This is a genomic window from Rhabdaerophilum sp. SD176 (genome assembly GCF_030143245.1).
Lineage (GTDB): Bacteria > Pseudomonadota > Alphaproteobacteria > Rhizobiales > Beijerinckiaceae > Rhabdaerophilum.
The window spans coordinates 215,463-229,467 of the sequence record NZ_JARJNS010000006.1; the positions used below are offsets into that span (position 1 = coordinate 215,463).

At 63.9% G+C, this 14,005-nt stretch carries 13 protein-coding genes; 12 read left to right on the forward strand and 1 reads right to left on the reverse strand.

The window, feature by feature from the left end:
- The first annotated feature begins 133 nt into the window (after nt 1–133).
- The 9 genes from P0652_RS15480 (at nt 134) to P0652_RS15520 (ending at nt 9,718) form a co-directional block, all read left to right on the forward strand.
- Nucleotides 134–1,474 (forward strand): extracellular solute-binding protein, encoded by a 1,341-nt coding sequence (locus P0652_RS15480; RefSeq protein ID WP_284179759.1) that lies wholly within the window; start codon nt 134–136, stop codon nt 1,472–1,474.
- 65 nt (nt 1,475–1,539) lie between these two features.
- On the forward strand, nt 1,540–2,424 hold the full coding sequence (locus P0652_RS15485) for a carbohydrate ABC transporter permease (protein WP_284179760.1): 885 nt from the start codon (nt 1,540–1,542) through the stop codon (nt 2,422–2,424).
- A 7-nt stretch (nt 2,425–2,431) separates the two neighbouring features.
- Nucleotides 2,432–3,325, forward strand: a complete 894-nt coding sequence (locus P0652_RS15490; protein ID WP_284179761.1) for an ABC transporter permease subunit — start codon at nt 2,432–2,434, stop codon at nt 3,323–3,325.
- A 20-nt stretch (nt 3,326–3,345) separates the two neighbouring features.
- Entirely contained in the window at nt 3,346–4,458 is a 1,113-nt protein-coding gene (locus P0652_RS15495) for an ABC transporter ATP-binding protein (protein WP_284179762.1), read from the forward strand.
- Between the two features lie 136 nt (nt 4,459–4,594).
- The gene (locus P0652_RS15500) at nt 4,595–5,707 is read left to right on the forward strand and encodes an ABC transporter ATP-binding protein (protein ID WP_284179763.1); all 1,113 of its coding nucleotides are present in this window, start codon (nt 4,595–4,597) and stop codon (nt 5,705–5,707) included.
- The gene (locus P0652_RS15505; protein ID WP_284179764.1) at nt 5,704–6,621 is read left to right on the forward strand and encodes a carbohydrate ABC transporter permease; all 918 of its coding nucleotides are present in this window, start codon (nt 5,704–5,706) and stop codon (nt 6,619–6,621) included. The genes P0652_RS15500 and P0652_RS15505 overlap by 4 nt, the downstream gene beginning before the upstream one ends.
- The gene (locus P0652_RS15510; RefSeq protein WP_284179765.1) at nt 6,621–7,472 is read left to right on the forward strand and encodes a carbohydrate ABC transporter permease; all 852 of its coding nucleotides are present in this window, start codon (nt 6,621–6,623) and stop codon (nt 7,470–7,472) included. The genes P0652_RS15505 and P0652_RS15510 overlap by 1 nt, the downstream gene beginning before the upstream one ends.
- An 86-nt stretch (nt 7,473–7,558) precedes the next feature.
- A complete protein-coding gene (locus tag P0652_RS15515) occupies nt 7,559–8,842 on the forward strand; it encodes an ABC transporter substrate-binding protein (protein WP_284179766.1) in 1,284 nt (427 codons plus the stop codon).
- A 66-nt stretch (nt 8,843–8,908) separates the two neighbouring features.
- Nucleotides 8,909–9,718 carry a phosphodiesterase gene (locus P0652_RS15520; RefSeq protein WP_284179767.1) on the forward strand — a complete coding sequence of 270 codons (810 nt, stop codon included), beginning with the start codon at nt 8,909–8,911 and terminating at the stop codon, nt 9,716–9,718.
- Between the two features lie 220 nt (nt 9,719–9,938).
- Here P0652_RS15520 and P0652_RS15525 read toward each other — a convergent pair whose 3' ends face one another.
- Nucleotides 9,939–10,085, reverse strand: a complete 147-nt coding sequence (locus P0652_RS15525) for a hypothetical protein (RefSeq protein ID WP_284179768.1) — start codon at nt 10,083–10,085, stop codon at nt 9,939–9,941.
- A gap of 234 nt (nt 10,086–10,319) precedes the next feature.
- On the opposite strand from P0652_RS15525, the gene P0652_RS15530 reads away from it, so the two are divergent.
- The 3 genes from P0652_RS15530 to P0652_RS15540 all read left to right on the forward strand — a co-directional run bounded on the left by P0652_RS15530 (nt 10,320) and on the right by P0652_RS15540 (nt 14,004).
- Nucleotides 10,320–11,294 (forward strand): ABC transporter substrate-binding protein, encoded by a 975-nt coding sequence (locus P0652_RS15530; RefSeq protein ID WP_502947539.1) that lies wholly within the window; start codon nt 10,320–10,322, stop codon nt 11,292–11,294.
- 5 nt (nt 11,295–11,299) lie between these two features.
- Nucleotides 11,300–13,039 carry an ABC transporter permease gene (locus P0652_RS15535; protein ID WP_284179770.1) on the forward strand — a complete coding sequence of 580 codons (1,740 nt, stop codon included), beginning with the start codon at nt 11,300–11,302 and terminating at the stop codon, nt 13,037–13,039.
- Nucleotides 13,040–13,167: 128 nt separating this feature from the next.
- Nucleotides 13,168–14,004 (forward strand): chromate resistance protein ChrB domain-containing protein, encoded by an 837-nt coding sequence (locus tag P0652_RS15540; RefSeq protein ID WP_284179772.1) that lies wholly within the window; start codon nt 13,168–13,170, stop codon nt 14,002–14,004.
- The last annotated feature ends 1 nt before the right edge of the window (nt 14,005 follow it).

Consider the following 14,005-nt stretch of genomic DNA (forward strand, 5'->3'; position numbering starts at 1 on the left):
AGCCGGCGCGACGCCAAAGTGACATCAGGCCATCACCGGCATGTCATCGCCGGTCGCTAGCGGAACGACAGATCGGCAATCAACGGTTGCCGACAGCACCCGCCCTTGGGGCGATCTCATCACGGGGAAGCCGATGTCCAGACGCATTCTTGCCGCCGCAGCGCTTGCGGCCACTACCCTTGGGCTTGCCGGTCCGGCCCAGGCCCAGCAGCGCATCCAGTTCGAGTTCTGGTATGGCCTGACCGGCCGTCTCGGCGAGATCATGGAAGAGCATTGCAAGCGCTTCAATGACAGCCAGACCAAGTACGAGGCCAAGTGTGTCGGCCAGGGTGGCTACGACAAGGCCGAGCAGAACACGATTGCCGCCTTCCGCTCGAAGCAGCACCCGACGCTCGTCCAGATCTATGATGCCGGCACCGTCAATTTCATGCTCTCCGGCGCGACCTATAATGCGCCGGATCTCGCGCGCGACTTCAACATGAAGATCGACTGGTCGGGCTATTTCCCCGGCATCGCGAACTATTACGCCACGTCGAAGGGCCAGATGTGGTCGTTCCCCTACAATTCCTCGACCGCCCTGCTCTACTGGAACAAGGATGCGTGGGCGAAGATTGGCAAGACCAAGGCGCCGGAGACGATCGAGGAATGGTGGGACGATGTCCGCGCCATGAAAAAGGCGGGTGTCGAGTGCGGCTTTGCCTTCGATTACGATACCTGGATGCCGCTGGAACAGTTCTCGGCGATCCACAACCTGCCGATCGCGACCAAGAACAACGGCTATGACGGCCTCGATGCCGAAGTCATGTTCAACAAGACCAAGTTCGCCGATTACATGAAGGACTGGAAGAAGCTGCTCGACGAGGGCGTTGCCCGGATCCAGACCGCCCAGACCGGCAAGACCATCCTGCAGGCCTTCACCGACGGCTCCTGCGCCTCGATGCTGAGCTCGGTCGCCAACCATGGTGTCGTGGGTTCGACCGCCAAGCCGGGCCTGAACTGGGGTGTCGCCAAGCTGCCGGTCTACAAGGACTTCAAGCGTCATAACAGCCTCGTCGGCGGCGCCTCGCTCTGGATCCTCCAGGGCAAGTCCAAGCCGCAATACGAAGCGGCTGCTGCCTATATCCAGTTCCTCCTCCAGCCGAAGGAAGAGCAGTGGTTTGCCGATGTGACCGGCTACATCCCGGTCACCCAGGCGGGCTACAAGGCGATGGTGGATGCCGGGTTCTATGCCGATCCCAAGCGCCAGGGCCGCGAAATCGCCATCGAGTCGCTGACCTTCACGCCCCCGACCGCCGTGTCGCGCGGAATCCGCCTCGGCAACTTCACGCAGATCCGCGCCGAGATCCGCTCGGAGCTCGAAGCCGCGTTCACCGGCAAGAAGGACGTCCAGACCGCGCTGGATGATGCCGCCCAGCGTTCGAACCAGATCCTCCGTCGGTTCGAGCAGACCTTCAAGGGCAAGCAGCTGCCCTGATCGCCGCCCTCTGAACCCTTGTCCCGGGCCATACGGCCCGGGACCTCTCTTTTCGGGGAAGCGGCATGGACAGGCGCGCCACCTTTGACAATCTCTGGCTCGCCGGCGCCCTCGTGGCTCCGCAGATCCTGCTGGTTGTCGTGTTCTTCTACTGGCCGACGATGCAGGCGCTCTATTGGGCCTTCTCGACCCAGCCGCCATTTGGCGGAACCAACCAATGGGTAGGCTGGCAGAATTTCGAGCAGATCTTTTCGGATGCCGTGTATTGGAACTCGGTCCGCGTCTCTATCGTCTTCGCGATCCTCTCGACGGCCCTGTCGATCGGCATGGCCCTGCTCCTCGCGCTGATGATCGACAGGCAACTTGCGGGGCACAAGGCCTATCGCTTTGTCTATTTCTGGCCCTATGCCATCGCCGCGCCTGCGGTCGGGCTCGCCTTTCGCTTCATCTTTGCGCCGGATGCCGGGTTCGTTTCAGCCATCAACCAGCTTGCTCCCAATCTCTGGAACCCCGCTCTCAAGGGCTGGGATGCGATGCTCCTCATCGTGATCGCCAATTCCTGGAAGATGATGGCCTATAATTTCATCTTCTTCCTCGCCGCGCTCCAGAGCATTCCGCGCAGCCTCGTCGAGGCGGCGGCGATGGATGGCTCTGGCGTCCTCCGCCGCGCGCGCGACATCCAGATCCCGCTGCTTGCGCCAACCCTGTTCTTCCTGCTGGTCATCAACATCACCGAAAGCTTCGTCGACAGCTTCGGCATTGTTGACATCACCACCGGCGGCGGGCCGGCCCGCGCCACGGATCTGATGGTCTTCAAGATCTATTCCGACGGGTTCAAGGGCCTCGACTACTCGATGGCAGCAGCGCAATCGATCGTGCTGATGCTGCTCGTGATCGGCCTGACCTTCGTCCAGTTCCGCTATGTCGAGAAACGGGTGCATTATGCGTGATGCCGGCATGATCGAACGCGCCCCTCTGCTGAACGCGGTGACGCATGTCCTCATGATCGCAGGGCTGCTGATCGCGGCCTTCCCGATCTACGTGGTCTTCATCGCCTCGACGCATGACCTGCCGACGGTGAACCGGGTGCCCATGCCGCTCTGGCCGGGCGAACATCTCGTCCAGAACTACACGACGGTGTGGAACAAGTCTGATTTCGGCGCAAAGATGATCAACTCGCTGATCGTCGCTACCGGTGTCACGATCGGGAAGATCACCCTTGCTGCCCTGACCGCCTTCTCCATCGTCTTCTTCCGCTATCGGGCGCGAATGCTGATCTTCTGGGCGATCTTCATCACGCTCATGCTGCCGCTTGAAGTGCGCATCGTCCCGACCTATGCCGTTGCTGCCGATGTGGCCGAGCCGCTGCGCTGGCTGGTCTGGCTGTTCGGGTTCGAACTTGGCATCGCTCCGATCAACCTGCTGAACACCTATACCGGCCTGATCCTGCCGCTGGTCGCCACGGCAACGGGCACCTTCCTCTACCGCCAGTTCTTTCTGACGATCCCGGATACGCTGGTGGAGGCCGCCCGCATGGATGGCGCCGGACCGCTGCGATTCTTCCGCGAGCATCTTCTCCCGCTCTCCCGCAACAACATGGCGGCGCTGGCAACCATCATGTTCGTCTATGCCTGGAACCAGTATCTCTGGCCCTTGCTGATCACCACCGATGCCCGGATGGCCACCGCGACCATGCAATTGCAGAAGATCGTGCCCGGCCCACTTTTCGGGCAGCCGCCGGTCTGGAACGAGGCCATGGCCGCCACGCTTCTCGTGATGGTGCCCCCGCTTCTCGTTGTCATTTTCATGCAGGGCGCCTTCGTGCGCGGCCTCGTCGCCACTGACAAGTAAACCCGAACTGGAGGCTCTCCATGGCCGATATCGCGATCCGGAATGTCGAGAAATCCTACGGCAAGACCGCCGTCCTGCATGGCATCGACCTGCAGATCGCGGACGGTGAATTCCTGGTCATCCTCGGGCCTTCTGGGTGCGGAAAATCTACCTTGCTGCGGATGATCGCAGGGCTGGAAGGCATCAGCCGGGGCGAGATCGCCATTGCCGGCCGCGTCGTCAACGCCCTGGAACCCCGTGAGCGCGGCTGCGCCATGGTGTTCCAGAACTATGCGCTCTATCCGCACATGACGGTTGGGGAAAACATTGGCTATGCGCTCAAGGTCGCGGGCCTGCCGAAGCCGGAGCGGGAGCGCCGCGTCGCGGAGATCGCGCGGATTGTCGGGCTGGAGGCGTTTCTGGCCCGCCGGCCCAGCGAATTGTCTGGCGGGCAGCGTCAGCGCGTGGCCATGGGGCGAGCGATGATCCGCGAGCCGAAAGTCTTCCTGTTCGACGAGCCGCTGTCGAACCTCGATGCCAAGCTCCGCGTGCAGATGCGGCTCGAAATCCGGCGCCTCCATCAGCGACTGCAGGCGACTTCGGTCTTTGTCACCCATGACCAGATCGAAGCCATGTCTCTGGCCGACAGGATCGTCGTGATGAACCAGGGGCGGATCGAGCAGGCTGGGCCGCCCCGCCTGCTCTATGCCGAGCCCGCCACACGATTCGTGGCTTCCTTCCTCGGAGCGCCGGCGATGAACCTTTTGCCCGCGACCATCATTGCGAAGGATCGCGCACGCATGGCCGACGGGACGGAGATCGCCCTTGATCCGGCCCGCTTCATCGTCGAGATCGGGCAGGCTGTGGAGATCGGCATCCGGCCCGAGGATGTCATGATCGTCTGGCCGGGAAGCGAGGGCGCCCATGCACTCGAAGTCGAGTTCACGGAGGATATGGGGTCAAGCCGTCTCCTCCATACCCGGCTGGGCGGCATGGAATTCACAGTCCTGCAGCCTGCCGCGCAGATCGAGGCGGAAGGCCAACTCCCGATCACGATTCCCGAAAACGCCATCCATCTGTTCGACCTGAACACCGGCAAGCGGCTTAATCGGCAGATTCCGGTGATCGGGACGGCTGCATCGGCCGCCGCCTGATAGTCCGAAGCCTGATGATGAGCCGGCTGCGTCACACAAGCGTCAAGTCCAAGCCCTAAGCCGCCGGAGCGGAGGGCCGAGCGTGGAACACAGCCTGGAACTGGCACAAATTTCGAAAGCATTCGGGAAAACCGGCGTGCTTTCCGAAATCGATCTTGCGGTCCAGCCGGGTGAATTCCTTTCGCTTGTCGGCCCGTCAGGTTGCGGAAAATCGACCCTGCTGCGCATCATTTCCGGGCTCGAACGACAGGATGCCGGGCAGGTCCGCATCGCTGGCCGCACCGTGGACGCGCTGTCGCCGCGGGCGCGCAACATCGCCATGGTCTTTCAGAACTACGCGCTCTATCCCCACATGAGCGCGGCAGAAAATATCGCGCTTCCGCTCATGGTGGATCGGCTTTCGCTGTTCGAAAGGCTGCCGCTCATCCGGCATCTCTCACCAAGGCGGAAGCGGATCGAGGCCGCAATTTCCGGCGAAATCGGCAAGGTGGCCGAAGCCCTGCAGATCGAACCGTTGCTGGCCCGCAAGCCCGGCCAGCTTTCCGGCGGCCAGCGCCAGCGCGTGGCCCTGGCGCGCGCCATGGTCCGCCAGCCGAGCCTGTTCCTGATGGACGAGCCACTTTCCAATCTTGATGCGCAGTTGCGCGTCCACATGCGCGACGAGCTGACCGACCTGCATCGACGCCTGGGCGCCACCTTCATCTACGTGACCCATGACCAGATCGAAGCGATGACGATGTCTACCCGCATCGCCATGCTCGATGGCGGCCGGCTGGCTCAAATCGGCAGCCCGGCTGATCTCTATGAGCGCCCGGCCTCATTGACGGTGGCCCGGTTCATCGGTTCGCCGGCCATCAACGTCCTGCCTGCCCGCCTCGATCCGCAGGGCCATGTCATTCTCGGAACCCTGCCGACCGGGCTCGTCGTGCCTGACGGCATGGCAGGCCCCGTCTCGCTCGGCCTGCGCCCGGAGCACATCCGGCTTCATGCAGCCTGTGACCGCGCCATGCCCATGGCCACGCTTCGCCGCAGCGAGCATCACGGTGCAGACCGCCTCCTGCATCTCGACCTTGCCGAAGACCGGCAGACCGGACTGATCGTACGGATCCCGCAGGATGAGACAGGCCAGTTTCAGCCTGGCGAGACGTATGGCATTGGGTTTGCACCGGAAAAGGCGCATCTTTTCGACGCGTCCGGCCTGCGGATGGCCACCCGCACCGTTCCGGCCCGGATCGGGGCAGCGGCATGACGACCCTCGCCCTTGCGCCGGCTGTCGGCCGGGTGCCACGGCGTTCCCGACCGGTCCGGGAATGGCTGGCCGGAACGCTCTTCGTTGTGCCGGCGACAATGCTGTTGCTGGCGATCATTCTCGCGCCGCTGTTGTGCCTCCTCATCCTCAGCCTGACCGACTACGAAATCGGCGCCATGCAGATCCGGTGGCTCGGGCTGGGTAATTTCGAAAAAGCGCTGTCCGACCCGGTTTTCCGGCGGGCCATGGGCAATACCCTCCTTTATGTGGCGCTCGTCCTTCCCGGCGGGGTCATCCTCGGCCTGCTCGTGGCCCTGCTGGTTCACGGACGGACGCGTTCGCGGGCTTTCTACGAAGTCGCCTACTTCCTGCCCGTCACGGCCACGTTGATCGCCATGGCGGCCGTATGGCAGTTCCTGCTCCATCCGAAGCTGGGGCCGGTCAATGGGCTGCTGAAAGCGGCAGGTTTTCCCGAAATGGCCTTCATTTCTGAGCCGTCGCTGCTGATTCCGACACTCGCGGTGATCGGGCTCTGGAACCTGATCGGCTTCAACATGATCCTGTTTCTGGCCGGTCTGACAGCGATCCCGCGTGATCTCTACGACGCCGCCGAGATCGACGGCGCCGGCGGGCCGATCGACCGCTTCCTGACCGTCACATGGCCCCAGCTCGCGCCCACGACGATGTTCGTTGCGGTAACCACCTCGATCACCGCATTCAAGGTGTTCGACACCGTCGCCGTGCTGACGCGCGGCCGCGACGGCTCGGAGGTGCTGCTCTACGCGATCTATCTGGAAGGGTTCCAGTATTTCAAGATCGGCTATTCCGCCGCCCTCACGGTCATCTTCCTCGCCTTCATGCTGGCCTTCTCGGTCTTCCAGGCCTTCCAGCTCGACCGCCGGGTGCATTACTGATGAAGGCCGCCCGCTTTCCCCTCCCGACCGGGCGGCTCCTGCGCTTCGCAGGTGCCCACGCGGTCCTGCTTGTCGGCGCGGCCTTCATGTTGCTGCCGTTCATCTGGATGCTGCTGACGGCGATCCGCGCGCCGGACGAGATCCTGACCGGCGGGCTGAACCCGATCCCGCGCAGCTTCCACGCTGTCGAGAATTTCAGCGCGGCCCTTCAGCAGGCGCCTCTTCTCCGCTTCATGGTCAACGGTGTGATCATCTGCGGCGGGATCCTGATCATCCAGCTGATCGTCGCCATTCCTGCTGCCTATGCCCTTGCGAAGCTGCGGTTTCCGGGCCGGGGGCTGCTCTTCGCGGCGGTGATCGGCGGGCTCTGCATCCCGATCCAGGTGCCGGCCCTGCCCATTTATCTCGCGCTGGCCGAGTTCGGGCTGCTGGACAGCTATTTCGCGATGATGGTGCCGTTCTTCCTCTCGGTTTTCGCCATCTTCCTGTTCCGCCAGACTTTCCGCGGCTTTCCGGACGAGATCCTGCAGGCTGCGCGGGTCGATGGCCTCGGCGAGTTCGAGATCCTCTGGCGGATCGTCGTCCCGAGCGCTCTACCAGCCATCGCTGCCTTTTCGATCTTCTCGATCGTTGCCCACTGGAACGATCTCTACTGGCCGATGATCGTCATCCAGCGGATGGATTATGCCCCGCCGCCGCTGGGCATGCTGTTCTTCGCCAATTCCGAGACCGGCGCTTCCTATGGCGTGCTCATGGCGGGGGCCACGATCATCACCGCCCCGCTGGTCCTCGTGTTCCTGCTCGCACGCCGCCGCTTCGTGCAGGGCATCACCATGACCGGCATCAAGTAGCCCTTCCGGCGCCGGCCGGCAGGGTGCGCCGGACGGAGCCGTCTCCCCGAATGCACCCGAAGCCGACACCAACAGGAGGCGTCTCCATGTTCCTCACCAAACGAAGCCTGCTGGCCGCTGCCCTTTCCGCAGCCGCCATCCTGCCTGCGCATGCCCAGCAGATCACGCTCGACGTGCTCTATTGTTTTCCGAGCTTCGCGCGCTTCCATGAGCCGGTTGCCGCCGAATTCATGAAGAAGAACCCCAACATCAAGATCAACTTCCGGGCCCCGTCGCCGACCTATGATGATGGCCATCAGGTGATCCTGCGCTCGGCCCTGACGCGGCAACTGCCGGACATCTTCTATTCGGGCTTCCACCTGCTGCCGGAAATGGTCCGCACCCTCGACGCGCGCGGCCAGATCACCGTGCTTGATGGCATGCTCGCCGCCGAAGGTGCCGAATTTGCCAAAACCAACTATCCGCAGAGCCTGATGTCCCTCGCGGTCTTCAACAAGAAGACCTATGGCATCGCCTTCAATGCCTCGAACCCGATCGTCTATTTCAACGCCGACCTCGTGAAGAAGGCAGGCGGCGATCCGAACAACTTCCCCAAGACCTTCGATGGCATCATCAAGCTTGCCGCGAAGATCAACGATCCGGCCAACGGCATCAATGGCATGGCCTATGATGTCCATGGCTGGCCCGATAGCTGGCTCTTCGAGGCCGCGATCGGCCAGGCGGGCGGGCGCCTGCTCAATGCCGAGGGCACCGATATCGCCTTTGACGGCCCCGCAGGCCTGAACGCCATGAAGACCTTCCGCCGCTTTGTGACCGAGGGCGGGATGCAGCTGATCGACTGGGACCAGAGCCGCCAGCAGTTCGGTGCCGGCAAGATCGGCATCATCTTCTCGACGCCGGCCCATCTGACGCAGGTGACGGGGCTGGTCGGCAACAAGTTCGACCTGAAGACCTCGACCTTCCCGATGGACGACCCGAAGAACGGCTACATCCCGACTGGTGGCAATGCCGTGGTCATGCTGACGCAGGATGCCGCCAAGCAGAAGGCTGCCTGGGAATTCATCAAGTTCGTGACGGGCCCGGAAGCCCAGAAGATCGTGGTGGAGATGACCGGCTACCTGCCGACCAATGCCCGTGCCTCCGGCGCGGACTTCCTCGGCCCGTTCTATGAAAAGAACCCGAACTACAAGACGCCGATCCTGCAGATCGACCGTGCCGGCCCATGGGGTGCCTATCCGGGCGGCAATACCGTGCGCATCTGGCGTGCCCAGCGTGACATCGTCGGTCAGGTCATGCGCGGCGAAAAGACGCCGGAACAGGGCCTCGCCGATATCGTCAAGACCACGCGCGACATGATGAAGGGCGCCTGAGCCCTTCCCCGGGCAGGCGATGCGCCGCATTGCCTGCCCGCCTTTCGTTTTCCAAGGACCGAGCCGATGAAGATCATCCAGATCACCGACACCCATCTCGTCCGCCCGGGCGAGACGATCTACGGGCTTGACCCGGCCGCCAGGCTGCGTGCGGTCGTCGACGATATCCTGCTCTGCCACGCCGATGCCGACCTCGTGGTCGTGACCGGCGACCTGACGGATCGCGGCGAGCGGGAAGCTTTCCGCCTGTTCCGGGACGAGATTGCCAGGCTGCCTATGCCGGCGCGGCTTCTGCTTGGAAACCATGACGACCGCCGGGCGTTTCGCGATGTGTTCATCGATCACCCGGTTGATCCGAACGGCTTTGTCCAATCGATCATGGACCTTCCTGAAGGGGTTGGCCGCCTTGTCTTCCTCGACACGAACGAGGCGGGATGGAGTGGCGGGCGCCTTTGCCCGGCCCGGCTAGCCTGGCTGGAAGCGCGCCTTGCGGAGGCCCCCGACGCGCCGGTGACGGTTTTCATGCATCATCCACCGGCGGATCTCGGCGTAACCCATTTCGAGAAGATCAATCTGGAGGATCCGGCGCCGCTGATGGCGATCCTTTCGGCCCATCCCGGCGGTGTCCGGATGATCGTGGTCGGCCATGTGCATCTGCCGATTTCCGGCACGCTGCCGGGTGGCCTGCCCTTCCATGCCGGGCGTGGCGCCAATCATCACATGCAGTTCGATGCCGCCGCCCGCGATTGCGCGTGGAAGGCGGGCGGCCCGAATTACAGCGTGATGCTGATCGATGCCCACCGTCTCCTTGTTTTCGGGGTCGACCTGATCGACCAGCCGGTTATCGCCAAAGGGGCCTACCCGCCCGGGCCCTGATCAGGGGCGGCCTGCCCTTGCCGCCTGCCCAACGGCTCTGCCAAGACGGGGCGTGCGGCAGCAAGCATGGTGAGAGATTACGCGGCGATGGACCGGGACCGGGGCGCGGCGTCGATCCTCATCGTCGGTGATGACAGCGACATCCTGACCCTGCCAGGCGCCATCTAGGAGACGCATGGCGTTCCGGTCACGAAGGCCCGCAACAGTGTCGAAATGCAGGCTAGCCTCGCGCTTGGCCCATGAACAGCGAACGGGACCGCGCGGCGGCGCGCTTGTCGATGCCGGGCGCTGTCATGTCGAGCTGGTCACGCGCAGCAAGCCGGTCGAGATCGTTGTCAGCGATGCACTCCTGGGCAACCGGACTCATCGGCATCCCCTTCTCATCATCCTTTCAAAGGAACCGAATGAGGAAAAGGCTCCTTGGAATGAGTGAAGCCTGATCTTGGCTGGTCGATGGCCGATCATTCCAGCCACGCCATGGACGAAGGCCGAATGATGCGGGCGCTCTGGCGGGATGCCTCAGGACGCGCCAACTGTCATCAAACCGAGACAATGCTGCGGCAGGCCGAACAAAGTTCAATTTCAGGAGAGACCCATGCTCATCCGGACCTTTTTCCTTTGCCTGCTCGCGCTGGTCATGACCGGCGCGCCCGCCGCCGCCCAAAACGGGAAGCTCGTGCTCTATACCAGCCAACCCAGTCAGGACGCGCAGCAGACGATCGATGCTTTCCGGGCCAAGCATCCGGATGTCGAGATCTCGTTTGTCCGTGATGGAACGCCTCGCCTGATGGCGAAGCTTCGGGCCGAATTCCAGGCGGGAGCGCCGCAAGCCGACCTTCTTCTGATCGCGGACAGCGTCACGATGGAAAGCCTGAAGGCCGAAGGGCGCCTGCTCGCCCACCCGTCGGCCGATGTTTCGGTCTATCCGGCCGGTATCCACGACCCGGCGAAGTTCTGGTTCGCGACCAAGCTGATCACCACCGGGATCATCTACAACACCAAGGCTCCCTTCCGCCCCGAAAGCTGGCAGGACCTGCTGCGGCCGGAACTTCGCGGCCAGCTCGTGATGCCGAGCCCGCTGAATTCCGGTGCGGCGCTGATCCATGCCGCGACCCTGACCGGTTCGCTCCCCGGCGGCTGGGATTTCTACAAGCAGTTGAAATCCAACAACGCCCTTGCCGGAGGCGCCAATGGCGACGTTCTTCGTCAGGTCGCCGGCGGCGAGAAGCTGGTCGGGATGATCGTCGATTTCATGCCGATCCGCGAGAAGGCCAAGGGCGCGCCGGTAGAGTTTGTCTTCCCGAAGGAAGGGGTTTCCGCCGTCAGCGAACCGGTTGCCATCCTCGCGAACACGAAGAACGAGAAAGCGGCAAAAGCGTTCGTTGATTTCCTCCTCTCCCGTGACGGGCAGATGCTTGCTGCCCGCCAAGGCTATCTGGCCGCCCACCCCGATGTGCCGGTTCCGGCCGGCTTCCCCGACCGCAAGGGCATCCGTCTGATGCCGTTCGACCCGGCGCGGACGCTGGCTGAGGAGACCCGGATCCGCAAGACCTTCGCCGATATCTTCGGCCAGTAAGTGGCATGGGCCAAACGACGGGAATGGGCCGGGCAACCGGACGCTCCTTCCTTGAGAAGGAGGGGCGCAGCCTGCTCATTCCGGTCATCGGATGGGTTGGGCTGGTAACGGTCCTTCCCCTTGCCATGCTGGCTTGGGTCGCCCTCTCCATCGAGGGCGCGCCGCGTCTGACACCCCTGATCGACGAATGGGCGCGCCCCGGCACGATGCGCGCCGTGCGGAACAGCCTGCTGACAAGCGGGGGCGCCATGATCCTCTCGCTTCTCGTTGGCGGGACGGCCGCCATGGTGATCGGTATGGCGAGGCTTCCCGGGCGGCGGCTCTTCGCGCTCCTGTTCACGCTGTCGATGCTGATCGCCCCGCATGTTGTTGCATTGGCCTTCAAGACCCTGCTGGGGCCTGCATCGCCCGTGCTTCAGGCGCTTGGTCTGGCGCCGCCGCCGGGCAGCGCCAATCCGCTGGTCAGCCTCGGCGGGATCGTGGTGGTGCTCGGCCTCCACCACGCCCCGATCGTCATGCTGACGCTGCTGGCCGGCATGCGCCAGGTGCCGCACCAACTCGTCGAGGCTGCCCAAATGGATGGCGCCCGGGCATGGGGCATCTTCCGGGACATCCTCCTCCCCCTGCTCTCGGGCCATTGGTTGGCGGCTGGCCTGCTGGCCTTCGTGGCGGCTTTCGGCAATTTCGGAATTCCCGCGCTGCTCGGCCTGCCTGTCAACGTCCTGACCCTGCCGACGCTGATCTACCGCGAACTCACGAGCTTCGGCCCGTCAGTCCTGCCCGGCGTTGCAGGACTGGCGCTTCTGACCATGCTGATCGCCGGCGTGATCCTCCTGATGGTCGGACGGTTCCAGAACCGGGGCGCCATGCAACCGGATGCGGAACAGCCGTTGCGGGCCTTCTGGCAGCCCAGCCCGGCCTCGAAAGCGGTCCTGCTCGCCTTCGGGTCGACGCTGCTGCTGATCGCGCTGGTCCTGCCTGTCCTTTCGTTGCTGGCCGCCTCGCTGGTTCCCAGCTACGGGGTTCCCCTGACGCCGCAAACCCTCACGGGGCACGCCTATGCCGAGGTCCTGTTCCGCCAGCAGGCCACCCGGGAGGCTTTCCTGAACTCGTTCCGGCTGGCCGGGCTCGCAGCATTGCTGCTCGGCCTCATCTCCATCCCCATGGCGTTTGCGATCCATCGCTATGCCGGCCGGCTCCGCCCTTTCTTCCTGCTCCTTGCCGACCTGCCCTATGCCCTGCCCGGCATCGTGGTGGCGATCGCGATGATCCTGGTTTTCCTGAAGCCATTGCCGCTCGCCGGGTTCAGCCTCTATGCGACGCCGTGGATCATCCTTCTCGCCTATCTGGTCCGGTTCCTGCCGCTGGCGCTGAAGCCGACGCTGGCCTCAATGGCGATGCTGCCTGCCTCGATCGAGGAAGCCGGAGCGCTGTGCGGTGCCCGCGCCCGGCGACGCCTGGTCGATCTTGTCGCGCCCAGCCTGATACCGGCCGTCGGTGCCGGAATCCTGATGATTTTCCTGATGGCGTTTACGGAACTGACTGTCTCCGCCCTGCTCTGGAGCGCCGGCAGCCGGACCGTTGGTGTCGTCATGTACGGGCTGGAAGAAGCCGGGCAGACAACGGAAGCGTCGGCCATCGGGATCGCGACGATCGTGCTGGTCGGCATGGCGATGTTGCTGATCGACCGGCTCGCGCCCTTGCTGCCTCCGGGTGCTGTACCGTGGAAGCCCGTCGAAGGATGAGGGCCACACGTCACTTGACCGGCAGGGCCGCATTCCCTAGACGGGATGACACGGGGCGGATCCGCGAAGGCCCCGTGAGGCCCCGGCCCAACATTCGCGTCCATGAACCCGAACAAAGGGGTGGACGCATGCCGTCTCCAACCGAAATCTCTGTCGCCCAACTCGCCCGACTCGTGGGCACGCCCCATGCGCCGATCCTGATCGATGTCCGCATCGACGAGGATCACGCCGCTGATCCGCGCATGATCCCGGCCTCGTTCCGGCGGGACCATCGTCTGGTCGAGGCATGGGCCGGCGCGTTTCGCGACCGCAAGGTCGTGGTTTCCTGCCAGCGGGGCCTGAAGCTCAGCCAGGGTGCCGCAGCCTGGCTTCGCCATGCCGGTGCCGATGCCCAATCGCTCGAAGGCGGGTTCGAGGCCTGGCGCGACGCCGGGGAAATGCTTGTTGACATGGCGAAGATCGCGAACCGTGACGCCAGCGGCCGGTCGATCTGGGTAACGCGGGCGCGGCCGAAGGTCGACCGCATCGCCTGCCCATGGCTGATCCGGCGCTTCATCGATCCTGAAGCGGTGTTCCTGTTCGTCGCGCCGTCGGAGCTCCGCGCCGTCGCCGAGCGGTTCGGTGCCATGCCCTTCGATATCGACGACGTCTTCTGGAGTCACCGGGGCGACATCACCTCCCCGGATCACACCTGCACCTTCGATACGATGGTCAGCGAGTTCGGGCTCGACAGCCCGGCGCTGCTTCACCTCGCCCGGATTGTAAGGGCAGCGGATACCGCTCGGCCGTCGCTGGCGCCGCAAGCGGAAGGCCTGCTTGCCGCATCGCTTGGCCTGTCCCGCATGTTCAAGGATGATCTCGGGCAACTCGAGGCCGGGATGATGCTCTATGATGCCTTCTATCGCTGGTGCAGGGATGGCGTGGAGGAAACCCATAACTGGTCAAACCCGACAAAGAAGGGCTGAA

Coding starts and splice junctions, on each gene's coding strand:
- P0652_RS15480 (WP_284179759.1), top strand. CDS start 134: ATGTCCAGACGCATTCTTGCCGCCGCAGCGCTTGCGGCCACTACCCTT.
- P0652_RS15485 (WP_284179760.1), top strand. CDS start 1,540: ATGGACAGGCGCGCCACCTTTGACAATCTCTGGCTCGCCGGCGCCCTC.
- P0652_RS15490 (WP_284179761.1), top strand. CDS start 2,432: ATGATCGAACGCGCCCCTCTGCTGAACGCGGTGACGCATGTCCTCATG.
- P0652_RS15495 (WP_284179762.1), top strand. CDS start 3,346: ATGGCCGATATCGCGATCCGGAATGTCGAGAAATCCTACGGCAAGACC.
- P0652_RS15505 (WP_284179764.1), top strand. CDS start 5,704: ATGACGACCCTCGCCCTTGCGCCGGCTGTCGGCCGGGTGCCACGGCGT.
- P0652_RS15510 (WP_284179765.1), top strand. CDS start 6,621: ATGAAGGCCGCCCGCTTTCCCCTCCCGACCGGGCGGCTCCTGCGCTTC.
- P0652_RS15515 (WP_284179766.1), top strand. CDS start 7,559: ATGTTCCTCACCAAACGAAGCCTGCTGGCCGCTGCCCTTTCCGCAGCC.
- P0652_RS15520 (WP_284179767.1), top strand. CDS start 8,909: ATGAAGATCATCCAGATCACCGACACCCATCTCGTCCGCCCGGGCGAG.
- P0652_RS15525 (WP_284179768.1), bottom strand. CDS start 10,085: ATGAGTCCGGTTGCCCAGGAGTGCATCGCTGACAACGATCTCGACCGG.
- P0652_RS15535 (WP_284179770.1), top strand. CDS start 11,300: ATGGGCCAAACGACGGGAATGGGCCGGGCAACCGGACGCTCCTTCCTT.
- P0652_RS15540 (WP_284179772.1), top strand. CDS start 13,168: ATGCCGTCTCCAACCGAAATCTCTGTCGCCCAACTCGCCCGACTCGTG.